26 protein-coding genes are annotated in these 26414 nt (G+C 75.8%); 11 read left to right on the forward strand and 15 right to left on the reverse strand.

Annotation, left to right across the window (positions count from 1 at the left end; translation table 11 throughout):
• Positions 1-41: 41 nt before the first annotated feature.
• Positions 42-1187: a glutathione-independent formaldehyde dehydrogenase gene (locus ACRYM6_RS08505; RefSeq protein WP_432542424.1), complete on the reverse strand. Its 1146-nt coding sequence runs from the start codon at positions 1185-1187 to the stop codon at positions 42-44.
• Between the two features lie 36 nt (positions 1188-1223).
• Positions 1224-2060: an alpha/beta fold hydrolase gene (locus ACRYM6_RS08510; RefSeq protein WP_432542425.1), complete on the reverse strand. Its 837-nt coding sequence runs from the start codon at positions 2058-2060 to the stop codon at positions 1224-1226.
• 154 nt (positions 2061-2214) lie between these two features.
• Here ACRYM6_RS08510 and ACRYM6_RS08515 point away from each other — a divergent pair, with 154 nt between their 5' ends.
• A complete protein-coding gene (locus ACRYM6_RS08515; protein WP_432542426.1) occupies positions 2215-2649 on the forward strand; it encodes a DoxX family protein in 435 nt (144 codons plus the stop codon).
• A 27-nt stretch (positions 2650-2676) separates the two neighbouring features.
• Here the strand turns inward: ACRYM6_RS08515 and ACRYM6_RS08520 are convergent, their stop codons facing one another.
• The gene (locus tag ACRYM6_RS08520; protein WP_432542427.1) at positions 2677-5040 is read right to left on the reverse strand and encodes a putative bifunctional diguanylate cyclase/phosphodiesterase; all 2364 of its coding nucleotides are present in this window, start codon (positions 5038-5040) and stop codon (positions 2677-2679) included.
• Between the two features lie 58 nt (positions 5041-5098).
• The gene (locus ACRYM6_RS08525; protein WP_432542428.1) at positions 5099-5986 is read right to left on the reverse strand and encodes a LysR family transcriptional regulator; all 888 of its coding nucleotides are present in this window, start codon (positions 5984-5986) and stop codon (positions 5099-5101) included.
• Between the two features lie 71 nt (positions 5987-6057).
• Here ACRYM6_RS08525 and ACRYM6_RS08530 point away from each other — a divergent pair, with 71 nt between their 5' ends.
• Positions 6058-7017, forward strand: coding sequence for a DMT family transporter (locus ACRYM6_RS08530; RefSeq protein WP_432542429.1), 960 nt, complete (start codon positions 6058-6060; stop codon positions 7015-7017).
• Positions 7018-7039: 22 nt separating this feature from the next.
• Positions 7040-8119, forward strand: a complete 1080-nt coding sequence (locus tag ACRYM6_RS08535) for an adenosine deaminase (RefSeq protein WP_432542532.1) — start codon at positions 7040-7042, stop codon at positions 8117-8119.
• On the opposite strand, the gene ACRYM6_RS08540 is transcribed toward ACRYM6_RS08535, so the two are convergent.
• Positions 8095-9078, reverse strand: coding sequence for a helix-turn-helix transcriptional regulator (locus tag ACRYM6_RS08540; RefSeq protein ID WP_432542430.1), 984 nt, complete (start codon positions 9076-9078; stop codon positions 8095-8097). The two genes, ACRYM6_RS08535 and ACRYM6_RS08540, sit on opposite strands and share 25 nt — an antisense overlap.
• A 63-nt stretch (positions 9079-9141) precedes the next feature.
• Between ACRYM6_RS08540 and ACRYM6_RS08545 the strand changes: the two genes are divergently transcribed.
• Positions 9142-9741, forward strand: coding sequence for a TIGR03086 family metal-binding protein (locus ACRYM6_RS08545; protein ID WP_432542431.1), 600 nt, complete (start codon positions 9142-9144; stop codon positions 9739-9741).
• A gap of 29 nt (positions 9742-9770) precedes the next feature.
• On the opposite strand, the gene rsgA is transcribed toward ACRYM6_RS08545, so the two are convergent.
• Complete coding sequence (gene rsgA / locus ACRYM6_RS08550) at positions 9771-10859, reverse strand: ribosome small subunit-dependent GTPase A (protein WP_432542432.1); 1089 nt, start codon at positions 10857-10859, stop codon at positions 9771-9773.
• Positions 10860-10901: 42 nt separating this feature from the next.
• Complete coding sequence (locus tag ACRYM6_RS08555; protein ID WP_432542433.1) at positions 10902-11807, reverse strand: NADP-dependent oxidoreductase; 906 nt, start codon at positions 11805-11807, stop codon at positions 10902-10904.
• 98 nt (positions 11808-11905) lie between these two features.
• Between ACRYM6_RS08555 and ACRYM6_RS08560 the strand changes: the two genes are divergently transcribed.
• Positions 11906-12409 (forward strand): MarR family winged helix-turn-helix transcriptional regulator, encoded by a 504-nt coding sequence (locus ACRYM6_RS08560; protein ID WP_432542434.1) that lies wholly within the window; start codon positions 11906-11908, stop codon positions 12407-12409.
• 24 nt (positions 12410-12433) lie between these two features.
• Here the strand turns inward: ACRYM6_RS08560 and ACRYM6_RS08565 are convergent, their stop codons facing one another.
• Positions 12434-13045, reverse strand: a complete 612-nt coding sequence (locus ACRYM6_RS08565) for a DUF998 domain-containing protein (RefSeq protein ID WP_432542435.1) — start codon at positions 13043-13045, stop codon at positions 12434-12436.
• Complete coding sequence (locus tag ACRYM6_RS08570) at positions 13042-13485, reverse strand: MarR family winged helix-turn-helix transcriptional regulator (RefSeq protein WP_432542436.1); 444 nt, start codon at positions 13483-13485, stop codon at positions 13042-13044. Before ACRYM6_RS08570 ends, ACRYM6_RS08565 begins: the two co-directional genes overlap by 4 nt.
• 253 nt (positions 13486-13738) lie before the next feature.
• Here ACRYM6_RS08570 and ACRYM6_RS08575 point away from each other — a divergent pair, with 253 nt between their 5' ends.
• Positions 13739-14212, forward strand: a complete 474-nt coding sequence (locus ACRYM6_RS08575) for a hypothetical protein (protein ID WP_432542437.1) — start codon at positions 13739-13741, stop codon at positions 14210-14212.
• A 96-nt stretch (positions 14213-14308) separates the two neighbouring features.
• Here ACRYM6_RS08575 and ACRYM6_RS08580 read toward each other — a convergent pair whose 3' ends face one another.
• Together ACRYM6_RS08580 and ACRYM6_RS08585 are read right to left on the reverse strand one after the other, a co-directional pair.
• Complete coding sequence (locus ACRYM6_RS08580; protein ID WP_432542438.1) at positions 14309-14956, reverse strand: hypothetical protein; 648 nt, start codon at positions 14954-14956, stop codon at positions 14309-14311.
• Entirely contained in the window at positions 14949-16367 is a 1419-nt protein-coding gene (locus tag ACRYM6_RS08585; protein WP_432542439.1) for an aldehyde dehydrogenase family protein, read from the reverse strand. The genes ACRYM6_RS08580 and ACRYM6_RS08585 overlap by 8 nt, the downstream gene beginning before the upstream one ends.
• 81 nt (positions 16368-16448) lie before the next feature.
• Here ACRYM6_RS08585 and ACRYM6_RS08590 point away from each other — a divergent pair, with 81 nt between their 5' ends.
• Together ACRYM6_RS08590 and ACRYM6_RS08595 are read left to right on the forward strand one after the other, a co-directional pair.
• Complete coding sequence (locus ACRYM6_RS08590; protein WP_432542440.1) at positions 16449-18008, forward strand: PHP domain-containing protein; 1560 nt, start codon at positions 16449-16451, stop codon at positions 18006-18008.
• Between the two features lie 155 nt (positions 18009-18163).
• The gene (locus ACRYM6_RS08595) at positions 18164-18640 is read left to right on the forward strand and encodes a hypothetical protein (protein ID WP_432542441.1); all 477 of its coding nucleotides are present in this window, start codon (positions 18164-18166) and stop codon (positions 18638-18640) included.
• 165 nt (positions 18641-18805) lie between these two features.
• On the opposite strand, the gene ACRYM6_RS08600 is transcribed toward ACRYM6_RS08595, so the two are convergent.
• The 3 genes from ACRYM6_RS08600 to ACRYM6_RS08610 all read right to left on the reverse strand — a co-directional run bounded on the left by ACRYM6_RS08600 (position 18806) and on the right by ACRYM6_RS08610 (position 22538).
• Entirely contained in the window at positions 18806-19228 is a 423-nt protein-coding gene (locus ACRYM6_RS08600; RefSeq protein ID WP_432542442.1) for a hypothetical protein, read from the reverse strand.
• Positions 19229-19539: 311 nt separating this feature from the next.
• Positions 19540-20781 (reverse strand): DUF418 domain-containing protein, encoded by a 1242-nt coding sequence (locus ACRYM6_RS08605; protein WP_432542443.1) that lies wholly within the window; start codon positions 20779-20781, stop codon positions 19540-19542.
• A gap of 98 nt (positions 20782-20879) precedes the next feature.
• Entirely contained in the window at positions 20880-22538 is a 1659-nt protein-coding gene (locus ACRYM6_RS08610; protein ID WP_432542444.1) for a phospho-sugar mutase, read from the reverse strand.
• A gap of 40 nt (positions 22539-22578) precedes the next feature.
• Between ACRYM6_RS08610 and ACRYM6_RS08615 the strand changes: the two genes are divergently transcribed.
• The 3 genes from ACRYM6_RS08615 (at position 22579) to ACRYM6_RS08625 (ending at position 25543) form a co-directional block, all read left to right on the forward strand.
• A complete protein-coding gene (locus ACRYM6_RS08615; RefSeq protein ID WP_432542445.1) occupies positions 22579-23619 on the forward strand; it encodes a CobW family GTP-binding protein in 1041 nt (346 codons plus the stop codon).
• Between the two features lie 116 nt (positions 23620-23735).
• A complete protein-coding gene (locus tag ACRYM6_RS08620) occupies positions 23736-24746 on the forward strand; it encodes an ATP-binding cassette domain-containing protein (protein ID WP_432542446.1) in 1011 nt (336 codons plus the stop codon).
• On the forward strand, positions 24743-25543 hold the full coding sequence (locus ACRYM6_RS08625) for an ABC transporter permease (protein ID WP_432542447.1): 801 nt from the start codon (positions 24743-24745) through the stop codon (positions 25541-25543). Before ACRYM6_RS08620 ends, ACRYM6_RS08625 begins: the two co-directional genes overlap by 4 nt.
• On the opposite strand, the gene ACRYM6_RS08630 is transcribed toward ACRYM6_RS08625, so the two are convergent.
• Complete coding sequence (locus ACRYM6_RS08630) at positions 25544-26377, reverse strand: purine-nucleoside phosphorylase (protein ID WP_432542448.1); 834 nt, start codon at positions 26375-26377, stop codon at positions 25544-25546.
• Positions 26378-26414 lie beyond the last annotated feature (37 nt).

The following is a 26414-nucleotide window of genomic DNA, read 5'->3' on the forward strand; positions in this document are numbered from 1 at the left end:
GCGGCGGGGTCCGGTCGGCCGGCCCCCGCCGCGCGGTCGGGTCAGCCCGCGGCGCCGGGGTGCAGGACGACCTTCGTCCAGCCCTCCTCGCGCCGGTCGAAGCTGCCGTACGCCTCGGCCGCCCCGGTCAGGTCCAGCTCGTGGCTGACGATGAAACCGGGGGTGGCGACGCCGGCGGTGATGAGGTCGCGCAGCGCGACGTTGTACGCCTTGACGTTGCACTGACCGGTGCCCATCGACTGGCCCTTGAACCAGAAGGTGCCGTAGTCGAACGCGACCTTGCCCTGCTGGGCCAGTTCGTCCTGCGCGCCGGGGTCCTGCGGCAGGTAGACCCCGACGACGCCGATGCCGCCGGTGGCGGTGACGACCTGGACGAGCTGGTTGAGGGCCAGCGCGGGGTCCTCGTCGCCGGAGGCGTCGTGGGCCTGGTACCCGATGGCCTCCACGCCGCGGTCGACGCCGCGGCCGCCGGTGGCGTCCATGATCTGCTGCACCGGGTCCCCGGCGGAGTAGTCGACCGGCGTGGCCCCGGCCCGCTCGGCCAGCCGCAGCCGGTCGGGCTGCTTGTCGACGACGAAGACCTGCGAGGCGCCGCGGATGCGGGCCGAGTGCGCGGCCATCAGGCCGACCGGCCCGGCGCCCCAGACCGCCACCGAGTCACCGGGCTCGAAGCGCGACAGCTCCACCCCGTGCCAGCCCGTGGGGAAGATGTCGGACAGCATCGTGTAGTCGAGTTCCTTCTCCGTGCCGCCGGGCAGCACGAGGGCGTTGAAGTCCGCCCAGGGCACCCGCAGGAACTCGGCCTGACCGCCGGCGTACTCGCCCATCGCGGCGAAGCCGAACGCCGCACCGGCGGTGCCGGCCTGGTTGGCGCGCAGGCAGAACCCGGTCTTGCCCTTCACGCACGTCGGGCAGGTGCCGCAGGCCACGTTGAACGGCAGGCTGACGCGGTCGCCGACCTTCAGGCGGTCCACGCCGGAGCCGACGGCCTCGACGACGCCCATGTTCTCGTGGCCCAGGACCCGGCCGGTCTCCATGTCGGTGCGGCCCTCGTACATGTGCAGGTCCGAGCCGCAGATGTTCGTGCTGGTGATGCGGACGACCGCGTCGGTGGGTGCTTCGATCCGCGCGTCGGGGACGTCCTGCACCGAGACGTCGAACGCGCCGTTGTAGACGAGTGCCTTCACGGTGTTCCTCCTTGGTCGGGTCGTTCGGGGAGTTCCTCAGCGGGCGAGGAAGTCGAGGAGCACCCGGTTGAACTCCTCGGCGTGGCTGACGTTGATGCCGTGCGGGCCGTCGGCGACGACGTGCAGGACGCTGCCGGGGATCGCGGCGTGGGTGCGGGCCCCGGACCCCTCGAACGGCACGGTGCCGTCGCCGTCGCCGTGGATCACCAGGACCGGGACGTCGACGCGGGTGAGGTCGTCGCGGAAGTCGGTGGTGCCGAAGGACTCCATGGCCTTCAGGGCGGCCTTGTGGTCGGCCTGCCGGGTCAGCGCGAGGGCGTCCTGGCGCTGGGCCTCGGTGACCTTCAGCACGCCGTCGACGGAGAAGAAGTCGGTGACGAAACCGTCGTAGAAGGCGTCCTCGTCGGCCTCCAGGGCCGCGGTCATCTGCGCGGCCTGCTCCTTCGTGAGGGGCCCGTCGGGGTTGTCCTCGCCCTGGGCCATGAACGGGGGGACGGCGGCGGCGAACACGACGCTGCGCAGACGCTCGTGGCCGTGCCTGGTGAAGTAGCGGGCGACCTCACCGCCGCCCATGGAGAACCCGACGAGGGTCACGTCGGTGAGGTCGAGGGCCTCGAGCAGGGCGTGCAGGTCGTCGGTGAGGGTGTCGTAGTCGTAGCCGCCGCGGGTCTTGTCGCTGCGCCCGAAACCGCGGCGGTCGTACGTGACGACGCGGTACCCGGCGGCGGTGAGGGCGGGGACCTGCTCGGACCAGGACGCGCCGGACAGGGGCCAGCCGTGGACGAGCACGACGGGACGGCCGGTGCCGCCGGTGTCGTCGACGTGCAGGTCGGTGTTCCTGAACAGCCCGTGGTGGGCGGTGATCTCGGTCATGGTGTCCCCCTCGGGGCGTCGGACAGCGGGTTCGGTCCGGATGAGGCACCGGTCGGGTGCTCAACCACGTCGTCGAGCCTGCCCCCGGCCGGGCGACCGCGCCCGCTGGAAACCCCGGCGTGCGGGGTCGCGGGTGCGGCCGCACCCTGGGGCGGTGCAGCCCGCCGCTCCCGCGTCCCCGCCCCCGGTCTCCCGCGCCCGGACCGCCGCGCGCTGGGCGCTGGGCGGCGTCCTGGTGTTCGCGGGCGTCTCGCACCTGACCTTCGCCCGCCGCGAGTTCACCGCGCAGGTGCCGCCGTGGGCGGTGGACGCCTCGCCGTTCTCCGCCGACGACGTCGTGCTGGTGTCGGGGGTCGCGGAGATCGCGCTGGGCGCCGCGCTCGTGGCGTTCCCCCGCGAGCAGCGCCGGACGGGCGCGCTGGCGGCGGCGTTCTTCGCGGCCGTCTTCCCCGGGAACGTCTCGCAGTGGCGGCACCACCGCGACGCGTTCGGCCTGGACACCGACACCAAGCGCGCGGTGCGGCTGCTGGGGCAGCCGGTGCTGGTGGCGTGGGCGTGGTGGTCGACCCGCCAGGACCCGGCCCGCTGACGTCCCGCCGACGGCCAGCGCGGCGCCTCAGCCGGCGGCCGGGGCCACCAGGCCGCCCTCGGGCTGCTCCTCGTCCTGCCGGGCCAGCCACCGCTCCAGCTCCGGCCCGGGCAGCGGCCGGGAGTGCAGGTAGCCCTGCGTCTCGTCGCACCCCAGGGCCCGCAGCACGTGCAGGACCTCCGCGGTCTCGACGCCCTCGGCGACCACCCGCAGCCCGAGCCGGTGCGCCAGGGCGACGGTGCCGGCCACGATGTCGTCGGCGCGGCGGTCCACCCCGACGTCGGCCACCAGCGACCGGTCCAGCTTCAGCTCGACCGCGGGCAGGTCGCGCAGGTACGCCAGGGAGGAGTACCCGGTGCCGTAGTCGTCGATGCTGATCTCCAGCCCGCGGGCCGACAGTTCGGTCAGCTGCGCGACCGAGCTCTCCGCGTCGGCCATGATCGACGTCTCGGTCACCTCCAGCACCAGCCGCTGCGGCGGCAGCCCGGTCGAGGCCAGGACGTCGTCGACGAGGGCGACCAGGCTGGGGTGGGTCAGGCACGACGCGGACAGGTTCACCGACAGCCGCAGGTCCCGGCCGAGCGCGCGCCAGCGGACCGCCTGGTCGGCGGCCTGCCGCAGGACCGCGTCCGTCAGGGCCGGCACCAGGCCGTACTCCTCGACCAGCGGCAGGAACGCGTCCGGGGCGACCAGCCCGCGCCGGGGGTGGCGCCAGCGGACGAGCGCCTCCACCCCGACGACCCGCCCGTCGCCGCCCACCTGCGGTTGGTAGTGCACGTCCAGCCACCCGGGGTCGGCCCCGTCGGCGGCGTCGGGGTGCCCCAGCAGGACCTTCAGGTCCTCCACCAGCCGGGACCGCTCGGCGGCCTCCCGGGCCGCGTCCTCGTCGTGCACCGCGGCCCCGGCCCCACCGGCGGCCTTGGCGCGGTACATCGCGGCGTCGGCCAGCGCCAGCAGCTGCTCGGGGTCGACGGCGTCCGCGCTGCCGGCGATGCCGATGCTGCCGCTGACCAGCAGGCGCCGCCCCTCGATGACGACGGGCACCGACGTGGTCCGGGCCAGGGTCTCCACCACGGCCCGGGCGGCCTCCAGCGACCCGGTGGGCAGGACGGCGGCGAACTCGTCCCCGCCCAGGCGGGCGGTGAAGGCGTCCGGGCCGGCGGCGCTGCGCAGGACGGCGGCGGCGCTGCGCAGCAGCTCGTCCCCGACGCGGTGGCCGAAGCGGTCGTTGACCTGCTTGAACCCGTCCAGGTCGACGGTGACGAGGGTGAGCTCGCGACCGGCGTCGAAGTCGCCGCGCAGCCGCTGGTGCAGCGCCCGGCGGTTGGGCAGCCCGGTCAGGTCGTCGGTCAGCGCCTCCCGCCGGTGCACGACGAGGTCGGCGAGCAGCCGGATCAGGCGCACCCCGCGGACCGAGACGCTGACCGCGCCGAGCCCCGCGGTCAGGGCGGCGGCCCGCACGGCCCCACCCTCCAGGGCGCCGGTGCTCAGGCCCGCGGCGACCAGCACGGCCACGCAGGCCAGCAGGACGACGAAGGCGCCGGTGGCGGGCGCGGTGGTGGTCACCGGACGGGCCAGCGGCGGGGTGGCGCGCAGCACCGCCGCGACCGCCAGGGAGCAGACCAGCAGCGTCCAGCCCGTCTCGGACAGCGGCCCGTTGCCCACGGCCGCGGCGGGGTCGAGCACCCCGGCCAGCTCCACGGCCACCACCGCGGCCAGGGACGCCGTGAGGGCCCAGGCGCGGGCGTCGCGCCGCAGGCCGCCCAGGTGGATCACGGTGGCGGCGCTGCCCAGGAGGGTGATCTCGGCGCACAGCCGCAGCAGCCACAGCAGCTCCTGCCACAGCGGCCACGCCGCGACGGGGGACCCGACCACCGGCAGCAGCAGGGTGCCCAGCGCGGTCAGGGCGAACAGGGCCCCGAGCCCGTTGAGCCAGTCCCCGGGTTCGGTCAGGAGCGTCCCGTAGCGGTTCCAGCGGATGACGCCCTGGTACAGCAGCGGGCAGGCGGCCAGCACGCCGACGGCGAGCAGCGCGCCGCCGCCGCCGGTCCCGTCCAGGGGACCGGCGACCGTCAGGCAGTCCGCCACCCCGGCCACGGCCGCGGAGGCCGCGGCCACCCACGCGGTGCGGGCGAACCAGCGCCACACCGGGGCCTCCGCGCGCACCGACCGGGCCCGCCAGGTCACCACGACGGCGGCGCTGGCGAACATCAGCAGCCGCAGCGCCGAGCGCACGACCACCGGCCACAGCGCGTCCCGCTCCAGCAGCAGGCCCGTCGGGACGCGGGCCTGGGCCACGGACAGCGTGACCGCGCTGAGGAGGCACAGGGCGACGGCGGGCAGGGGGGAGCCGCCGACCACCGCCCGCCGCGCGGTCCCGAGGATGTCCACACCGGTAGGCATCGGCCGCTGCGGGCCCGGTGCCGAGAGCCCGAACGAGCGACGTCCCTCAGCCCCCGGCGGCGAGGTCCCGCAGCGCGTCCAGGACGGTGCGGACCCCGCGCCGGGCCAGCGCCTCGGGCCGCAGCAGCGCGTCGACGCACCGGTTGACGCCCACGTCGGCCAACGGCCGCACGACGACGCCGGGCTCGGGGCGGGTGGTGCGCGCCGGCAGCAGCGCGAGCGCGTCGCCGGAGGCCACCACCGAGGCGGCGACGAAGAACTCGTTGATGCGGTGCACCACGTCCAGGGGGCGGCGGGCGGCCGCGGCGACCACGTCGAGCGCCCCGGCCAGCGGGAACCCCTCGTGCACCGAGATCCACCGCTCGCCCGCGACGTCGGCGACGGTCAGCTCCTCGCGGTCGGCGAGCCGGTGGCCGGTGGCGAGGGCGACGTGCAGGGGCTCCACGAGCAGCGGGACGACCCGCAGCCGCCGGGTGGGCCAGCCGGGCCCGGCCTCGGGGCGGTGGGCCACGACGACGTCGTAGTCGGCCACGAGGGCGGGGAACTCGTCCTGGGCGACGTCCTCGTCGGCGCACCGCAGCGGCGGGGTCCCGTCCAGGGCGGTGAGCAGCGGCCCGAACCAGGCGAGGGCGGCGGAGTGGAAGGCGGCGACGGAGACCGGGGTGGCGGGGGACTCCAGGTGGTCGGCGACGGCGCGGCGGGCCGCGTCCATGGCGGTGGCGACGTCGACGGCCGCGGCGGCCAGCGCCTCGCCCGCGGGGGTCAGCACGAGCCCGCGCCCGCGCCGGGCGGTCAGGGGGGTGGGGCTGGTGCGCTGCAGGGCGGCCAGCTGCTGCGACACGGCGGAGGGGGTGACGTGCAGCGCGCGCGCCACCGCGACGAGGCTGCCGCGCTCGGACAGCTCGCGCAGGATCGTCAGCTGCCGCTCGTCCACGTAGCGATGCTAAACGGTCGGTTCAGGAACTCGCGCTGGACTGCACGGTTGCCGTCGCGCATCCTCGGCGGGTGCGTGATCGACGGGTGGACGCCCTGCTGCTGGCCGTCGCCGTGGTGTGGGGCAGCAGCTACCTCGCGGCGAAGGTGCTCGTCGACGTCGCCGGGGCGCTGCCGGTCCTGGCGCTGCGCTACGCCGTGGCGGCGCTCGCGCTGGGCGCGGTGGTCGTCGCCACCCGCGCCCGGCTGGGCCGGGACGAGCTGCGGTGGGGCCTGGTCCTGGGCCTGTCCCAGGCCGCGGTCCTGCTGCTGGAGACCTTCGGCCTGGCCGGGACGACCGCGACGAACGCGGGGCTGCTGATCTCCACCACGATCCTGCTGACCCCCGCCGTCGAGGGGCTGGTCACCCGGTCGTGGCTGCCGCCGTCGTTCTTCGCCGCGGCCCTGGTCGCCGTCGTCGGGGTCGGGCTGCTCGTGGGGGGCGGCGGCTGGCGGGTCCCCGGCGGCGGCGACCTGCTGGTGCTGGCCGCCGCGCTCGTGCGCGCCGCCCACGTGACGGCCATCGGCCGGGTGACGCGGCGGACGCCGCTGGACCTGCGCGGCCTGACGCTCGTGCAGCTCGCCGTCGGCGCGGCGGTGGCCCTGGTGCTGGCCCCGGCGGCGTCGCTGGACCTGGTGCGGTCGGCGACGCCCGCGCAGTGGGCGCAGATCGCCTACCTGGCCCTGGGGTGCAGCGTCTTCGCGTTCCTGGCGCAGTCGTGGGCGGTGCGCCGGACCTCGGCGGCGCGGGCGAGCCTGCTGCTGGGCACCGAGCCGCTGTGGGCGGTGGTGTGCGGGCTGGCCCTGGCCGGGGACGCGCTGGGGGTGGCCGGGGTCGCCGGGGCGGTGCTGCTGCTGGGCGCGACGTTCGCCGGGCAGCGGATCGAGACCCGCGCCGGTGCGGCCGTCCCGGCGCCGCGCGCGGACCCGGGCGTGCCTCCCGCCCACCTCGTCCGGGCCCGGACCGGCTGGCAGGATCGACCCCGTGAGTGAGAACCCGAGCACGATCGACCGGATGCGCGCCCTGCCCAAGGTGTCGCTGCACGACCACCTCGACGGCGGGCTGCGGCCGTCGACGATCGTCGAGATCGCGGGGGCCAACGGCCACCGGCTGCCGACGACGGACCCGGAGGAGCTGCGCGCCTGGTTCCGCGACGCCGCCGACTCCGGCACCCTCGTCCGCTACCTGGAGACGTTCGACCACACCATCGCGGTCATGCAGGACCGCGAGTCCCTGGCCCGGGTCGCCACCGAGGCCGTCCTCGACCTCGCCGCCGACGGCGTCGTCTACGGCGAGCTGCGCTACGCCCCCGAGCAGCACCTGCAGCAGGGCCTGACCCTCGACGAGGTCGTCGTGGCGGTCGAGGAGGGCATGCGCCGCGGGGAGCAGCTCGCCGCCGAGGCCGGGACCCCGATCACCGTCGGGACCCTGGTCACCGCGATGCGGCACGCCGACCGCGGCCTGGAGATCGCCGAGCTCGCGCTGCGGCACCGCGACGCCGGCGTCGTCGGGTTCGACATCGCCGGGGCCGAGATCGGGTTCCCGCCCTCGAACCACCTCGCCGCGTTCGACCGGCTGCACGCCGAGAGCTTCCCGGTCACCATCCACGCGGGGGAGGCGTTCGGGCTGCCGAGCATCGCCGACGCCGTGCACACCTGCGGGGCCGAGCGCATCGGCCACGGCGTCCGCATCGTCGAGGACGTCGAGCTCGGGGAGGGCCGCGACGAGCTCGGCCTGCCGAACGCCCGGCTCGGCCGCCTCGCGACGTGGGTGCGCGACCGCGGGATCGTGCTGGAGCTGTGCCCGTCGAGCAACGTGCAGACCGGCGCGGCGACCAGCGTCGCCGAGCACCCGGTCACGGTCCTGAAGGACCTCGGGTTCTCGGTGTCGGTCAACACCGACAACCGGCTGATGTCGGGGACGTCGCTGTCGCGGGAGTTCGCGCTGCTCGTCGACGAGGCCGACTGGGACGTGGCCGACGTCGAGCGGGCGACGATCACGGCGCTGTCGGCGTCGTTCCTGCCGTTCCCGCAGCGCCTGGCGCTGGCCGCGACCGTGATCCGCCCGGCCTACGCCTCGGTCGCCGCCGGCTGACCGTACGTCCGGAGCACGTCGCGGGCCGTCCTGAGGAGGTCCGCGACGAGCTCGGGCGGGTCGAGCACGACGACGAGCGGCCCGAGGCCGAGCAGCACGGCGCGGGCCGCGGGCAGCGCGCGGAACACCGCGCCGACCTCCACGAGCGACTCCCCGCCGACGACGACGGGGTCGACGACGGGTTCGGCGACCAGCTGCGCGTCGGCGATGCGCAGCAGCATCCCGGCGTCCTCGGGGGCCACCCGCAGCCGCACGGCCACCCCGGCGCCCGGCGGCCGCTCCACCTGCCCGCGCAGCCGCGCCCACACCGCGGGCAGGGCGGGCAGGTCGGCGGGGACGGGGTCGGCCAGCACCTCCACGCCCGTGACGCGGTCGACGCGGAACAGCCGCTCACCGGCGTCGGTGCGGGCCACCAGGTACCAGGTCCCGCCCTTGGCGACGAGCCCGATCGGGGCCAGGGCGCGGGTCGAGGCCCCGGTGGCGCCGGCGGAGCGGTAGGTCACCCGCACGGCGCGGGCGGAGAACACCGCCTCCTGGAGCGCGGCGAGGTGCGGCGGGGTCGCCTCCCGCGAGCGCCAGCCGGCGGGTTCGACGAGGACCCGTTCGGCGGCGCGCTGGAACGGGGCGCGCCGGTCGGCGGGGGTGGCGGCGAGCAGCTTGCGCACCGCGGACTCCCAGGCGGGGCGCTGCGGGTCGTCGACGCCGGCCGAACCGGAGAACAGCGCCCGGGCCTCGGCGGTGGTGAACCCGGTGACGTCGGTGCGCCAGTCCTCCACCAGCGAGATGCCGCCCCCGCGGCCGCGTTCGGTCCAGACCGGGACCCCGGCGCTGGACAGGGCCTCGACGTCGCGCAGGACGGTGCGGGAGGACACCTCCAGGCGGGCGGCGAGGTCGGGGGCGGTGAGCCGGCCGTGGGTCTGGAGCAGAAACAGCAGGGAGAGCAGGCGGTCGGCGCGCACGGTCCCGAGGATCCCACGAGAACATGACAGGAGGTGTCGTGTTCAGGTGGCAGCGTGGCCGTCGTGACCGATCCCCGTGACCAGATGCACCGCGCCGCCGACCTCGCCGGCGTCCTCGTCGCCGCCGTCCCCGCCGACGCCCTCGACCGCCCCACGCCCTGCACCGAGTGGGACGTCCGCGCCCTCCTCGGGCACCTGGTGGCCGTGACCGCCCGCGTCGCGCACATCGCCCGCGGCGGTTCCCCCTCCGACCTGCCCACCGTCCTCGACGCCGAACCGCAGGGGGGTTTCGCCGCGGCCTACGCCGCCGGGGTGGCCGGGGTCCGGCAGGCGTGGGCCGACCCCGCGGTGCTCGGCGCGACCGTGCACCACCCCGCCGGGGACATGCCCGGCGCGGCCGGGGCGACGATCTACGCCCAGGAGTTCGCCACCCACGCCGTCGACCTCGCGGTCGCGCTGGACCGCACCGACCTGCTCGACGAGGAGTTCCTGGAGCAGGTCCTGCAGATCGCGGTGCGCTTCGTCCCCGCCGAACGGCCGGGTTTCCCGTTCGGCCCGCCGGTCCCGGTGGCCGGGGACGCCCCCGCGCACGTCCGGTTGTCGGCCTGGCTCGGCCGTTCCCTGCCCGGCCGTTCCCTGCCCGCCCCCGCGGTCGAGGGTTGACCCCGTCCGGCGGGAACCCCCGGTCGGGATCAGTGGCGGGCGCGGTTCGCCTTGGCGATCTTCTTCCACTCGCGCCGGCGGTCGGCGGCCAGCCTGGCGTCGGCGCGGGAGGCGAACCACGCCTGTTCCCGTTCCAGCCGCCGGTAGTTCTCCAACCGGCGCTGGTCCAGGACCCCGGCGCCGATCGCGGCGAGCACGGCGCACCCGGGTTCGGAGGTGTGCGAGCAGTCGGAGAACCGGCAGTCGACGGCGACGTCCTCGACGTCGGCGAACGTCCGGTCGAGGGCCTCGCCGAGTTCGGCGACGCCGAGGGTGCGCAACCCGGGGGTGTCCACCAGGACCAGCCCGCCGGGAACGGGCACGAGTTCGCGGGTGACCGTGGTGTGCCGGCCCTTGCCGTCCACGGAGCGGACCGCGCCGACCTCGAACCGGTCCTCGCCGAGCAGCAGGTTCGCCAGCGTCGACTTCCCCGCCCCGGAGGCCCCGAGCAGGACCACGGTGCCGCGCAAGTGGTTCCGCAGTTCCGCGACCGACTCCGGGTCGTCGTGCCGGACGGCGACGACCTCGACCCCGACGGCGTCGCCGCGGACCCGGTCGAGGATCGCGGCGAGTTCTGCGTCGCCGAGCAGGTCGCTCTTGGTGAGCGCCACGACGGGCTGGGCGCCGGAGTTCCAGGCCAGCGCCAGGAAGCGTTCCACCTTGCCGTTCGTGGTCCGGGAATCGGCGCCGAGGGCGATGACGACCGTGTCGACGTTCGCGGCGAGCTGGTGCTCGGCCGAGCGGCCGCTCACCGAGGCGCGGGCCAGGACGGTGCGGCGGGGCAGGACCCCGACGACGCGGACGCCGTGCGGGTCGTCGAGCAGGAGCCCGACCCAGTCACCGGTGGTGGGGCCGGGCACGAGGTGCCCGGCGGGGACCTCGACCCGCTGCGGCCCGAGCGGGGTCTCGACGTCGCACGCCCCGCGGTGCACCCGCACCACCCGTGCGGGCAGCAGGTGCCGGCCCGCGTGCGGGGACGCCTCGTGGAACGCCCGCCAGCGGCCGGCCCAGTCCTCGTCCCAGCCGAGCCGGGCCAGCGGGTCGGTGGGGTTCTCGTCGTCCTGGACGTCGTTCGGCACGCCACGAGGCTAGGTTTCGCCGCGACCGGGGGCGAAGGGTTTTCAGAGGGTGACGACGACGCGGCCGCGCAGGCGCCCGGCCTCCCCGTCGGCGTGGACGGCGGGAAGTTCGGCCAGCGGGCGGCGGTCGGAGACGTCGACCCGGAGTTCGCCCGCGTCGACGAGGCGGGACAGCTCGGCGAGCTGCGCGGTGTCGTTGCGGACGTAGAGGATCTTCCAGTGGACGTCGCGGGCGTCGTCGCCGGTCAGCGGCAGCGGGGGAGCGCTCACGGCCGTCCCGCCGTCGCGCACCAGGTCGGTGAGGCGGCTGAGTTCGGCCGGGTCGCCGGAGACGTTGTTGAACAGCAGGTCGACGGGTCCGGTGAGGGCGTCGGCGAGGGGAGTGGTGGCGTAGTCGACGACCTCGTCGGCCCCGGCGGCCTCCACCGCGGCGCGGCTGCGGGGGCTGGCGGTGGCCACGACGTGGGCGCCGGCGCGCTTGGCGAGCTGGACGGCGAAACCCCCGACCCCGCCGCCGGCGCCGTTGACCAGGACGCGCTGCCCGGCGGTGAGCCCGCCGTGGTCGAACAGGCCCTGAAACGCCGTGAGCCCGGCGACGGGCAGGGCGGCGGCGTCGGTCAGCGGGATCGACCGGGGGGCGGGGACGAGCAGGTCGCGGGGGACGGCGGCGAACTCCGCCGCGCCGCCGCCGACGGGCACCCCGAGGAAGGCGACGACCTGCTCGCCGGTCCCCTCGACGGTCCCGGCGAGGTCGAGGCCGGGGGTGTAGGGCAGCTCGACGGGGATGAGCTCGGTCATCCAGCCGCCGCGGATCGCGGCGTCGACGGCGTTGAAGGTGGTGGCCGCGACCCGGACGAGGACCTCGCCGGGACCGGGTTCGGGGCGTTCGACGTCGGTGACCGCCAGGGCGTCGGCGGTTCCGTACCGGGTGATCTGGACTGCGCGCACGGTGGTTCCCTCTCGTCGGGTGCTCCCCAAGTGCTCCGAATTCGAAGCACACGAGGAGCGTACGACTGCTTCGAATTCGATGCAAGTAGGATGGCGGGGTGACTTCGCGCGGACTGGACGACCAGCAGCTGGCGGCGTACTTCACGCTGACCGAGGTCGGCAACCTGCTCCAGCAGGCCGTCTCCGACCAGCTGCGCGCCGACGGGGACCTGAGCCCCGTGCAGTTCCAGGTCCTCGCCACCCTCGGCGATGCCGGCGCCACCGCCCTCCGGATGACCGACCTCGCCGACCGGATCGTCTACAGCCGCAGCGGTTTCAGCTACCAGGCGGCCCAGCTGGAGAAGCGCGGCCTCATCGCCCGCGAACCGTCCCCGCACGACGAGCGCAGCACCGTCGTCCGGCTCACCGACGCCGGTCGCGACCTGCTGGCCCGGGTGATGCCCGGGCACGTCGAGGTGGTGCGTGGACTGCTGTTCGAGCACATGCCGGCCGCCGACCTCGCCGCCCTGGGCGCTGTGCTCGGCCCCGTCCGCGACCGGCTGCGCGCCGCGCCGCCGCGCTCGGCCCGGCCCCGGGGCACCGCCCGCCGCGCGGACCGGTGAGCCCCGCCCCTCGTCGGGGGTGGGTCAGTGGCCGGGCAGGCTCGTGACCAGACCGATCGTCACGAGCAGGTACGACACCGCGATGGTCACGAGGAACACGCGCTCGCTGAGGCCGAAGGCGCGCCGCCGCAGGTGGGGGACCACCAGGGCGATCACCAGGCAGGTCAGGGAGGCCGCGGCCAGCAGGTGCAGCAGGTGCAGGGCGGTGCCGACGGCCGTGCCGGTGAGCGCGTCGGCGAAGGTGCCGGTCAGCGAGTAGCTGATCGCGAACCAGGCGACGGCGGCGATCAGGTGCAGGGTCCCGGTCCGCGTCCGGGGGGCGCCCTCCAGGTCGGTGGGCAGGTGGGGCAGGACCACGAAGAGGGCGGCCAGGACCAGCAGCCAGGTCACCGTCGAGGTCCGGTGCTCCCAGGTGGGCAGGGCGAGCGCGACGGTCCCCGCCAGTCCCGCCCACGCGGCCGCACCGACCCACGTCATGGCCGTGGACAACGGGCGGGTGCGGCCGACGGCGTAGTCGCTGACGGCGTGCCGCACCGGGGAGTACCCGCTGGGCACGAGGTGCAGAGCGGTGAACAGGCCCAGGCGGGTCGCCATGAGAGCGGCGGTGGGGACGGCGACGAGAGCGGTGGGGATCACTGGTCCTCCTGCGTGGGGGCGGGGGCGGGGGCGGGGCGGCGGACCTCGTCGTGCAGGGCCCGGACGGTGGTGGCCAGCCCGGCGGCGTCGAGGCCGATGCGCCGGGCGCTGCGCTCCAGCGCCCCGCCGAGGAGGTCGGTGCACCGCTGCCGGGTCGACCTGCCGAGGTCGGTGACCTCGAGCCGGCGCACGTTGCCGGCGCCGGCCGGGGCCGTGTCGCGCAGCAGGCCGGCCGACATGAGCTGGCGCACGAGCGCGCTGGTGGACGGTTCGGAGACGCCGAGGGCACCGGCGAGCTGCCGGCCGGTGATGCCGGGGTGCTCGGAGGTGATGACGAGCGCCACGTAGCGGTGGTAGCTGAGCCCCTCGGGGCGCAGCACCCGCTCGGCGTGCCGGTCGAGGGTCCGGACGAGGTCGTGCAGTTCGTGCGCGAGGTCCACGACGAGCAACTTAGGCTCCTAATTCAGTGGGGTCAAGGGTGTGGGCGCCATCGACGGCGACCGCTCCCACGATCGGGGGGCTGGGGCCTGTCCTGCGGATCGCGCACGGCAACGTCGCGGTCACGTCGAAGAGCGCACTGGGCGTCCTGGTCCCTCATCCCTCCGAGGGGACGAGCTCGCTCGGGACGGCACCCGGCCGCGAAGGTCGGTGAACCGCTGGATCTGCCCGACCCCGCCCTGCCAGGGTGTGAACGTGATCGCGACGCAGCCGACGGTGCCGGGCAGCTCCAGCCACATGCAAGCACCGTGGGTTCCTGCCCCCGCGCTGGTCACCGCCAGCACGATCGCAGGACTCCTCGTCGTCGCGGCCTACACCGGCGGCGTCCTGCTGCCGTACTTCGTCAACGACCTGCACCACCTCACGTACGAGCAGCTGACCAGCGGAGCCCACGATCCGAAGGACCTGTGGCCGGCCGGTGCTGGGGTCCTGGGTGCGTGGGTGCACCTGGCTGGTCTCAGCGCCGTGGTGCTCGGATGGCTGGTCACCGCACCCGCAGCGGTGGTCAGCGCCTTCGCTCTGCGTTCGGCGCTGGGGCACCGCTCGACGGCCCCCGGCGCGAGGCGACGCCTGGCGCTGCACGTCATCGTCGTGGCGCTGCTGGTGTCCGCGACGGTGGTCAGGTTCACCCCCCTCGGTGCTGCGTTGGCCACCTGGAGCCTGGACTGACGACCCTGGCCGTCGCGCGTGGGCGGAGCATGCGATGACCTCGCGGTCATCCCGCGATCCGGGTGCAGTCGTCGTGGATGACCCGCAGCACAGGTCCTAGGCGGTCAGCACCGCCCCCGTGAACAGCGCCCCGACCAGGTGCAGGTCGTCCAGCCCGGCCAGCTCGGCCGGCGGCAGCGGCGGCAGGACGCGGGTCCCGGCCTCCGCGCACGCCAGCCGCAGGTCGGCGTCGTACTCCTGCGGCGCGGCCCGCGCGTCCAGCAGCGCGACGGTCGTGGCGAGCTTGCGCACGGTGTCGGGGTCGCGGGCCACGACGGTGACCGCCGAGGCCGGGAACTCCGCGGCGACCACGTCGACCAGCGAGCCGACGGCGGCGGACTCGTGGGCCACGACGCAGCGCGCCCCGGCGGCCAGCGCCGAGCACAGCGCCCGGGCCGCGCCGCCGAACTCCTCCGGCGGCAGGATCGCGACCGGCGGCGGGCGGCGGCCCCCGGCGGCCACGGGCAGCAGCAGGTCGAGCTTGTCGGCCCACCCCGCCCAGCGCACGATCGTGTCGACGCAGCCGTCGACCTGCGCGACGGCCTCGGAGATCCGGCAGCGGTGCGCCCGGCGCACCTGCTCGACGAACGCGCTGCGGCCGGACTCGACCTCCGAGGCCGCGGCCAGCAGGGCCCGGCCCCGGCGCGCGGCGCTCTGCGCGGTGGGCCGGGCCCCCGCCGGGCGTGCGGTGGGGGACTCACCCACGGCACGCCCGGACGAGGTCGAGGGCGTCGCGGCGCGGGTCCGGCGGGGCGGGGACCTCGGTGCCGAGCTCACCGCCCCAGACGGTCACCGACCCGGCCCCGGCCAGGTGCGGCAGGGCGTCGGCCGCCGAGCGGATCGAGCGCACCCCCACGACCGGTCCCGGCGGCGGCCAGGCGCTGTGCCGGCCCACCGTCGCCACGCCCGGGGGCGCCCACCAGCCGCCGGGGGGCAGCCCGGCGGGCAGGCCCGCGGTCGCGTCGAGCACCTCGCGCGCGGCCCGGGCCAGGTGCGGGGTGGGGACGGGGCCGACGGCGGTGGCCCGGTCCAGCGGGTGGCCGGTCCGCAGCCGCGCCACGACGGGGGCGGCGCGCGCGACGAGCGCGTCCACGACCGTCCGCTCGGCCAGCACGCGGGACCCGCCCGGGCGCTCGTGGGCGCCGCCGATCGCGGCCTCCACCAGGGCGGTGGCGACCTCCTCCAGGTCGGCGCCGGTCAGCACCACGTCGACGTGCGGGGCGTCGACGCGGTGCAGCAGCGGCGTCCCCCGGCGGGCCAGGGCGACGCCGACCCCGCGCAGGTCGTCGGCGGACCCGTCGGCGCGGACCGCGACGAGGTCGGGGTGGGACCACAGGGCCGCGTCGGCCGCGGCGTCGGCCCCGGGCGCCGAGCGCACCAGGCCCGGCGGGAGCCCGGCCTCCTCGAAGAGGCGGACGAGCTGGCGGGCGGTCGCGGCGGCGGCCGGGCGGGCCCGCAGGACGACCCCGCAGCCGGTGGCCAGGGCGGCGACGACGGCGCTGAGCGCGTCCGCGGCGCTGGTCCGCCAGGTCGTGAGCAGCACCACGACCCCGCCGCCGGGCCGGTGCGCGGCCCCGACGGCCTCCAGCTTGTCGGCCCACCCGGCGGCGGAGAAGGCGGCCGCGTGGGCGGCGGGGGCGTCGAGGGTGAAGCCCGCGGCCAGCGGGCGGCCGGTGGTGAGGGCGGCGGTGACGGCGAGCGCGCGGACGTGCCCGGCCAGCACGTCGGAGACGGCGAAGCAGAACCGCGCCCGGTCCTCGGCGGACAGCCAGGCCCAGTCGGTGCGGCTGGTGGCGGCGACGGCGGTGGCGGTGTCGCGGGCCAGGTCGGGGGAGGTGTCCTCGACGCGCAGCAGGCGCTCGCCGGTGGTGGGGGCCAGGACGTCGAGCAGCTCGCCGGTGCCCGCCGCGCGGCCGTCGCCGGGGCCGTCGGCCAGGACGAGGGCGGGGACCTCGTCGGGCAGCGAGGCGGACAGCGGGGTGGACAGCGGGGCGGCGGGGGGCGGGGTGGCGGCGAGGGACTCGGCGGCGGCGGGCAGGTCCCGGGTGGTCACGCGCAGCGGGGACTCCCGCGGGGCGGACAGACCCGCGACAGCATCCGGTAGCGATGTGCTCACGAAGAGTGAGTCTACTGAGGTTCGTGTGTCCTGAGAGGGCCGTTCGCGGAGGAGATCGACCCCACTGGCAAGGTGGGCGCCGTGCCCGTCCACACCCACGCCACCGGCGAGACGCACTCGCACGACCCCCAGCCCCTCCCGCCGGACCCCGTGAGCTCGGCGGGCGACGAGCGGGACTTCGCCTGGTACGCCGGGGACCACCACATCCACACCACGTTCTCCCGCGACGCCATGTACACCGTCGACGACCAGGTGCGCCGCGGCCGCGAGTGCGGCCTGGACTGGATGGTCATCACCGACCACGGCGGGCCCGACCACGCCAAGCAGTCCGTCGCCCTGCAGACCCCGCTCATCGCCGAAGCCCGCCGCCGCCACGACGTCCTCGTCTTCCAGGGCATGGAGTGGAACATCCCCGGCGCCGAGCACGCCACCTTCATCGCCCCCGAGCACGCCGACACCCCCGACCTGCTCCAGCGCTTCGAGCGGATGTTCGACGGCGACGTCCTGGCCGCCCGGCAGAACCCCACCGGCCCCCGGCTCATCGACCACTCCGTCGAGGGCGGGCCCGTCGCCGAGCAGCTCGGCCTCGACGCCCTGGCCTGGCTCACCGAGGAGCTGCGCACCGGGACCGTCGGCGAGGCGCTCGTCCTGTCCAACCACCCCATGCGCACCGGCCGGGTGTCCCCCTCGAAGGTCCGCGGCTGGCGCGACGCCGCCCCGGGGCTGTTCATCGGCTGGGAGGGCGCCCCCGGCCACCAGGCCGCCGCCCTGCCGGCCCCCCTGGGCCGCGGCCGCGGGCGCGGGCAGTACGACGAGTCCCCCGGGAAGTGGTCCTTCCCCGGCTACGACCTCGACCAGTACCGCACCTGGGGCGGGTTCGACGCCGCCACCGCGCGCATGGGCGGCCTGTGGGACTCCCTGCTCGCCGAGGGCCTGCCGTGGTGGATCACCGCGAACTCCGACAACCACTTCGACATCGGCGACACCGTGCGGGTGGGGAACCCCTCCGCCGAGCACTACCGCGAGCACGGCTCGCGCGGCGAACCCGTCGAGACCGGCGTCGTCCAGCACGGCTACGTCGACTTCGCCCCCGGGTTCTACTCCCGCACCTGCGTCGGCGCACCCTCCCGCGACTACCGCTCGGTCATGGCCGCCCTGCGGAACGGGCGCGTCTTCGTCGTCCACGGCGGGCTGGTGGCCGCCGTCGAGGGCCGCGTCCGCACCGGCCCCGGGCCCGGCGTCACCTTCGGCGCCCGCACCACCGTCGAGCGCGGCGGCGACGTCGAGGTCGAGCTGACCGTCGACCCCGCCACCGCCGCCAACGGCAGCGGCGAGGTCCCCCGCTCGGCGCGCTGGGACGTCATCGTCGGCACCGTCACCGGCCGCGTCACCGACCGCGACCTGTTCGAGGCCCCCGGCACCCGCGTCGTGGAGAGCTTCGAGATGCCCCGCACCGGCGGGCGGCAGACGTTCCGCACCGTCCTGCGGGGCGTCGCCGACCCGCTCTACGTCCGGTTCCGCGGCAGCGACGGCAAGCACGCCGACGCCGACGGGCACCCCCGCGTGGACCGCATCGGGGACTCCGACCCGTGGGACGACCTGTGGTGCTACACGAACCCGGTGTTCGTGGACGTGCGCTGAGGGCGTCGCAGCGCAGGATGCCGAGGACGGCCCGGCGCGGGACGGAGACGCTCTCTCACCGCCGGTCTGTGACCGATGACTTCACGGTCTTGCCGAGATGCGGGCGATGCTCCGGGAGGTGCGACGGTCCTTGGATGAGGTGCGACGATCCTGGGATGCCCTCTGATTCGTACCGGCCGACGGTCGTCTCCATCGCTGCCGAGTACGAAGAGGACGCCTACGCCTGGGACCACTCACCGGGCGAAGTTGGCCACCTGCCCCCTTCGATCCTGGCGGACATGGGCGCCGACCCCGATCTGCTCGCCCGCCTGAGCGCGTGGAACGACACCTACGGCCAGTTGGCGGTCACCGACTTCCAGTGGCGCGCCGAGCAGAGCGAAGCCGAGTGGGGCGAGGAGGGGCTGCAGCTGGCTCTGGAGTTGCAGCGGCAGCTGCCGGACATTGAGGTGTACTACGGCAACTACGGGGCCCCGGACCCGTCATGCCCGTCCCTGCGTCAGCAGCTGGGCCTACCGCCGCTGCCGGCCGTCGAGACGTCGGCCGACGAGCACCGGTCCGGCCTCTACGCCTACGCCCCGTTGAGCGGCGCCACCCACCGACCACACGAGTCCGGCGCGACGTCACCTAAGTGACCCGTGAGGGCGTGCTGCGCCGCCACCTCGTCCGGTCATGGCGCCCTGCGGGCGACGTCACGGTCATGGCGCCGCCCGGGCGATGTCGCGGTCGCAGCGAGCCGAGCGCGACGTCACGACTCATCGAGGCTCACCTGGCACGCACGCCGACGCTCACGCTCGACGTCAAGGCCACCGCTCCTCACCCCGTGGCCACAGCAAGCGCTGCCACCAAGGTCGTCCCTCCAGGTACCGACGTCGAGCCGCCTGAGCCACAGCAACCGCATGACCAGCGCCGGCCAGGTCCAGGACCCGCACCTCAATCTCGCGAAGGCACGCCTGCGCAGCATGCTCATCGTCGTTGGGCCACCACTCCCCGAACGGCGCGTCCCCCCAGAACATGACGTCGTCGTCCAGCCCGTCGTACCAGAAGACGGCTTCCACCTCCGGATGCCCGATGAGCTGCACGCGCCACTCCCAACCGTAGGGATTGGGTCCAGCCTCGTGCCGGTACACGACCGATAACCGCTCGCCGTGGCGTGCCACGGCATCGTCGATCACCTGACGCATGCGCGCCACGAACGGGGGCGGCGCCTCGCTCGCACCCACTGCGAGCTCCTTAGTCACCAGACCAGCAAAGCGCGCCCCCGCCGGCTGTGCGAGCGACTTCACGGCCGTCCCGCGGTGCGCGGGCGCACGGTCATCCCGCTGACCAGAACGTTCGCCCTCCAGCCCCGAACGCCCCGAGCACCGCCGCGGTGGCACCGGTGGGCGGTGAGCACCGCCGCGGTCGCACCGGCCGTCGCGGTGCGTCGTCGACGCGGGTTCCGGGGCCCGGCAACCACCCGGCTCCGTGTTCGGCGTGAGCGCGTCGCCGCCTCACGGGGAGCATCGACCCGTTCCCCGGCGACCACGCCCCCTCAGCGCACGTCCACCACCGCCGGGCGCGGGTAGGCCAGCCGCCGCAGCAGCGTCTCGGCCGGCCCCCGCCGCCCGGCGCGCTCCAGCGCCACCGCCAGCGCCACCGTCGCCCCCCACGTCGCGACCGCGACCAGCGCGACCGACCAGCTCGACAGGTGCGCACCCAGCCCCAGCCCCCAGGCGCTCAGCAGCGGCGCGAGCACCACCGACTGCGCCACGTAGCAGGTCATCGACCGGCGCCCGGTCGCCTGCAGCGCCCGCACCACCGGGCCGCGCCGCGCACCCCGGCGGGCGGCCAGGAGCCCGAACGCCGCGGCGTACCCCAGGCCGCAGGCCAGGCCGCTGAGGAGCTGCAGCGGCAGCAGACCGAAGTCCAGGGAGCGGTCGACCCCCAGCGCGCCGAGGTTCTGCAGGGCCAGGACCACCCCCACCCCCCAGCCCACCGCGATGCCCGTCACCGCGGTCCGGCGCAGCAGCGGCAGGTGCTCCGCGGGCTGTTCCAGCACCCGGTGGCGGGCGGCGAGGAACGCCACCAGGACCGCGATCGGCGTCACCAGCACCAGCAGCCCCTGCGCCGGGGCGATCACCAGCCAGACCCCGAGCCGGGCCGGCACCGACGGCAGGTACGACTCGACCGCGGCCGGTTCGGGGATCGTGAACCCGTCGTCGCCGGCCGCCTCCGGCCCGGCCAGCGCGACGAGCACCGCCAGCGCCCCCACCAGCAGCGCGAACAGCGCCACGAGACCCGTGAGGACCCCGATCCACACCCTGATCGTGCGGTCGCGGCGGTCGATGAACAGCGCGGTCAGCACCAGCCCGGCGAGGCCGTAGGCGCCGACGACGTCCCCGAACCACAGCAGCGCCGCGTGCACGGCGCCGAACGCGACCATCCACCCGTGGCGGCGGCGCAGCAGCCGCCGCGCCTCGCGGTGGGGGACGCCCGCGGCGTGCTGGCGGCGGTACAGCTGCACGATCCCGTACCCGAACAGGAACGCGAACAGCGGGTACGTCCGGCCGTCGACGAGCACCAGCGCGAGCGTCTGCGCGACCCGGTCGGCCGTCCCGCCCTCGACCGGATGCGCCCCGAACGTGCCCGAGGACGCGGTCCACAGGTAGAACGGCGCGTTCGCCACCGCGATGAGCAGCAGCATCGCGCCGCGCGCCACGTCCGGCGCCGGGCTGCGCCGGTCCAGCGGGGTGGGGGTCGCGAGCGGGGTGGTGGCGCGGTCGGCGGTGTCCACCCCCCGATCCTCCTGCGCACCCGCCGCCGCGGGGTCCACCGAACGGTGCTGCCCGCGTCCGCCCAGCGGTCGAGGCGACCGGCCGGGCGGTCCGGCGCTCAGCCCAGGCCGGTCGCCGCCCGCACGTCCCGCCGCACGGCGTCCAGGCGCTCGCGGGCGGCCTCCCGCACCGCGGCGAGGTCGCCCCCGCCGACGTCGGCGACGACCTCGCAGTAGCACTTCAGCTTCGGTTCGGTCCCGCTGGGCCGCACGACGACGCGGGTGCCGTCGGCCGTGCGGAACCGCAGCCCGTCCGTCGGCGGCAACCCGTCGAGCCCGTCGGCGAGGTCCTCCACGCTGGTCACCGGCGACCCGCCCAGCTGCGCGGGGGGTGCGGTCCGCAGGCGGTCCATCGCGGCCGGGATCAGCGCCAGGTCCTCCACGCGCAGCGTCACCGGGGCGGTCAGGTGCACCCCGTCGGCGCGGTCGAGGTCGTCCAGGACGTCCAGCAGGGTCCGGCCGGCGGTCAGCTCGCGCCGCACGACCCCGGCCACCAGCAGCGAGGCGGAGATCCCGTCCTTGTCGCGCACGACCTCCGGGGCCACGCAGTACCCGATCGCCTCCTCGTACCCGAAGGTCAGGCCGGGCACCCGCGCGATCCACTTGAAACCCGTCAGCGCCGACGCGAACCGCGCCCCGCGCCGGGCCGCGACCCGCGCCAGCGCCTGCGAGCTGACGACGGAGCAGGCCAGCACCGCCCCCGGCGCGGCCAGTTCCTCCCCGAGCACGCGGCCGAGGTCGTCGCCGGAGAGCTGGGTGAAACCGCCCGGGCCCGGGACCGCGACGCAGCAGCGGTCCGCGTCGGGGTCCACGGCCAGGACGACGTCGGCGCCCACCCGGCCCGCGAGGGCGACCGCGCGGTCCAGGGCGCCGGGTTCCTCGGGGTTCGGGAACGGGACCGTCGGGAACGCCGGGTCCGGCTCGGCCTGCTCGGGGACCGGGTGGACGTCGGTGAACCCGCTGCGGCGCAGCGCCTCCACCAGCACGTCGTTGCCGACGCCGTGCATCGCGGTCACCACGACCCGGGGGTCGCGGCCCGCGGCGGGCCGCACGGCCGCGGTGATCGCGGCGAGGTAGTCCTCGACCACGTCCGCGCCCAGGACGGTCCAGCCGTCCTGCGCGCGGGGCAGTTCGGCCAGCGGGCCGACCGCGGCGATCTCCGCGGCGATCTCGGCGTCGACCGGCGCGACGATCTGCACGCCCCGGCCCTCCGGACCGGTGGCCCGGCCGCCGAGGTAGACCTTGTACCCGTTGTCGCGGGCGGGGTTGTGGCTGGCGGTGACCATGACGCCCGCGTCGGCGCCCAGGTGCCGGACGGCGAACGCCAGGACCGGCGTCGGCAGCGGCCCGGGCAGCAGCAGCACCTCGCAGCCGGCGGCGGTCAGGACGGCGGCGGAGTCGTCGGCGAACTCGCGCGAGCCGTTCCGGGCGTCCAGCCCCACCACGACCCGCGGCCGCTCGAACCGGCCGGTCAGCCACGCGCCCAGACCGGCCGCGGCGCGCTGCACCACGGCCCGGTTCATGCGGTGCGGGCCGGCGCCCACGACCCCGCGCAGACCGGCCGTCCCGAACTCCAGCGGCCCGGAGAACCGGTCGGCGAGGTCGGCCAGGGCCGGCGCGGAACCGTCGTCCAGCAGGGCCTGCAGCTCGGCCCGGTCGCGGGGTTCGGGGTCGTCCTCGATCCAGGCGCGGACCCGGTCCGCCAGCGGTGCGCTCACGGCCTCACCCTACGAGGGGCCCGCGCGGGCCCGTGGCAGCATGGCGCGGGTGAGCATCCCCGTGGTCGTCCTCGCCGGGTTCCTCGGGGCGGGCAAGACGACGGTGCTCAACCAGCTGCTGCGCTCGGCCGCGGACGTGCGCGTCGGCGTGGTCGTCAACGACTTCGGGGCCGTCGGGATCGACGCCCTCCTGGTCGCCGGGTGGGCCGACAGCGCGGTGTCGCTGGAGAACGGCTGCCTGTGCTGCTCCACCGACGACGGCACCGTCGACGAGCTGCTGGCCCGGCTGACGGCCGGGGAGCGCGGGGCGTCGCTGGACGCCGTGCTCGTGGAGGCCAGCGGGGTGGCCGAACCGTCCGCGATGGTGCGCCGGGTCCTCACCAGCGAGGTCCCGGGGGTCCGCTACGGGGGGCTGGTCGTGGTCGTGGACGCCGTGGGGTTCGCGGCCACCCGCGCCCGGCACCCCGAGCTCGACGACCACGTCGCGATGGCCGACGTGGTGCTCCTCAGCAAGACCGACCTGGTCGACGCGGCGGCGGCCGAGCGCGTCGCCGCGACCTGCCGGGAGCTGAACCCGTGGGCGCCGATCGTCCCGGCCGCCCGCGGCCGGGTCGACCCGCGGCTGCTGTTCGAGGAACGGCCCCCGCGGCAGCGCCAGCTCGCCCTGGGCGAGGTCGTCCCCGGCGACGAGGACCACGGGGACCACGAGGACCACGCCGACCACCTGCACACCCGCTACGAGACCGTGGAGTTCCGGAGCCCGGCCCCGCTGGACCCGCGGCGCTTCGTGGAGTTCCTCGACGACCGGCCCTCCGGGGTGTTCCGGGCGAAGGGTTTCGTGCGGTTCGCCGTCGAGGGCTTCGACGAGCGCTACCTGCTGCAGGCCGTCGGGCCCGTCGTGCGGTTCGAGCGCGGCCGCTGGCCCCGGGGTTCGCAGCGGGTCACCGAGCTGGTGCTCATCGGCGCGGGGCTGGACGCCGCCGACCTGCGGCGGCGGCTGGAGGCGTGCGTGCACGAGGGTGCCCCGCTCGACGACGAGATGGCCATGATGGGGGTCCTGCGCACCACCGAGGGGGACTGAGACCGCGTCCCCGCCCCACCACCGATGAGTCCGGCGGCCGCCGCCGGTCGCACGGGGGACGGGACGGCGGAGAAAGGACGGGCGTGGTGTCGGAGGTCACACCTAGGGTCGTGGGCATGGCGAGTTCTTCTGCGGGTCGAGCCCCGGCGGTGCAGGCGACGGGGCTGGTGAAACGGTACGGCGACGTGACCGCGGTGGCGGGCGTCGACCTGGAGGTCCCCGAGGGGACCGTGCTGGCCCTGCTGGGGCCGAACGGCGCGGGCAAGACGACGACCGTCCGGATGCTGACGACGCTGCTGGTGCCCGACGGGGGCAGCGCGACGGTCGCCGGCGTGGACGTCGTGGCCGACCCGCGGGAGGTCCGGCGCCGCATCGGCCTGTCGGGCCAGTACGCGGCCGTCGACGAGAATCTCACCGGGTTCGAGAACCTCGACATGGTGGGGCGGCTGTACCACCTGGGCCGCAGGCGGTCGCGCGAGCGGGCGTGGGAGCTGCTGGAGCAGTTCGACCTCACCGACGCGGCCAAGCGGGTGGCGAAGACCTACTCCGGCGGGATGCGCCGCCGCCTCGACCTGGCCGGCGCGCTGGTGGCCGAGCCGCCGGTGCTGTTCCTCGACGAGCCGACCACGGGCCTGGACCCGCGCAGCCGCAACGACATGTGGGACCTGCTGACCCGCATGGTCGGCAGCGGGACGACGCTGCTGCTGACCACGCAGTACCTGGAGGAGGCCGAGCGCCTCGCCGACGACATCGTGGTCATCGACCACGGCCGGGTCATCGCCCGCGGCACCGCCGACGACCTGAAGACCCAGGTCGGCGGCCAGCGCGTCGAGGTCGTCGTCGCCTCCGAGGCCGACGTGGACACCGCGGCCGCCGTGCTGCACGAGGTGGCGGTCGGGGAGCTGCAGGTCGAGCGCCGGGCCCGGCGGGTCACCGCCCCGGTGACCGCCGGCACCCGGGTGCTGGTGGACGTGCTGCAGCGCCTCGGCGACGTCGGCGTCGTCCCGCTCGACGCGGGGTTGCGCCGGCCCACGCTGGACGACGTGTTCCTGACGTTGACGGGCAAACCCGCCGACGAGGTCGCCGGTGACGCACCGGCCCGGAGGACGCAGGGGGTGCGCTCGTGAGCGCCGTGGCCGAGATCGTCGCCGACAGCTCGGTGATCGCCAAGCGGAACATCCTGAAGATCACCCGGATCCCCGACCTGCTGGTGGGGACCCTCATCTCACCCATCATGTTCATCCTGCTGTTCGGCTACGTCTTCGGCGGCGCCATCGCCGTGGGCGGGGGGAACTACCGCGAGTTCCTCGTGCCGGGCATCTTCGCCCAGACGGTCATCTTCGGCGCCACCGTGACCGGCGCCGGCATCGCCGACGACATGCAGAAGGGCATCATCGAGCGGTTCCGGTCGCTGCCCATGACGCAGTCCGCGGTGCTGGTGGGCCGCACGGCCTCCGACGTCGTCCTCAACGTCATCGTCACCGTCATCATGTCCCTGACCGGCCTGCTGATCGGCTGGCGGATCCGGACCTCGCTGCTGGACGCCGTCGTCGGGTACGCCCTGCTCCTGCTGTTCGCCTACTCGCTGTCGTGGGTCATGGGCCTGCTGGGCCTGCTGATCCGCACCCCGGAGGCGTTCAACAACCTGACGTTCCTGACGATCTTCCCGCTGACGTTCATCACCAACGCGTTCGTCCCGCTGGAGTCCTTCCCCGGCCCGCTGAAGACCATCGCGCAGTGGAACCCGGTCTCCACCCTCGTGCAGGCCGCCCGCGAGCGCTTCGGCAACGTCCCGCCCGGGACCGAGCTGGGCACCTGGTCGATGCAGAACTCCGAGCTCTACACGCTGCTGTGGGTCGTGGTGATCCTCGCGGTGTTCGTGCCGCTGGCGACCCGCCAGTACCGGCGGGCCGCCGCCCGCTGATCACAGCAGCGGCACGACCCCCGCGAGGAGGGACGCGCACCGGCCGGCCGCCTCGCGGCCGGCCTCCAGCACCTCCTCGTGCGACAGCGGCTGGTCGCTGACGCCCGCGGCGAGGTTCGTCACCAGCGAGAACCCCAGGACCTGCAGGCCCGCGTGCCGGGCCGCGATCGCCTCCAGCGCCGTCGACATCCCCACCAGCGACGCGCCCAGGACGCCCGCCATCCGCACCTCGGCGGGCGTCTCGTACTGCGGGCCGCGGAACTGCGCGTAGACGCCCTCCGGCAGCGACGGGTCGACGGTGCGGGCCAGCGCGCGCAGCCGCGAGGAGTACAGGTCGGTCAGGTCGACGAACGTGGGGCCCTCCAGCGGGGAGGCGCCCGTCAGGTTCAGGTGGTCGCTGATGAGGACGGGCGAGCCCGCCGGGACCGCGCGGTCCAGGCCGCCGCAGCCGTTCGTCAGCACCAGCGTCCGGCACCCGGCCGCCGCCGCGACCCGCACCCCGTGCGCCACCGCCCGCACGCCGTGGCCCTCGTAGACGTGGGTGCGCGGCAGGACCAGCGCCCGCAGCGGGTCGCTCCCCGGCCGCTCCACCCGCACCGAGCGGACCGTGCCCGCGTGCCCCACCACGGCCGGGGCGACGAAACCGGGCAGGTCGGTGGCCGGCAGCGCCGCCACGACCTCGCCGAGCCGGTCGGCGGCCGCGGCCCAGCCCGACCCCAGCACCAGGGCGACGTCGTGACGGGGCACCCCGGTGCGCTCGGCCAGGGCGGCGGCGGCCTCCTCGGCGAGGGTGGACGGGTCCTCGGGGGCGGCCTGGGGCGCGGTGTCGGTCACGCCGCGCAGCCTAGTGAGCGCCGCCCGGCGCGCGGCC

This window comes from Kineococcus rugosus, assembly GCF_050871975.1.
Classification (GTDB): Bacteria; Actinomycetota; Actinomycetes; order Actinomycetales; family Kineococcaceae; genus Kineococcus.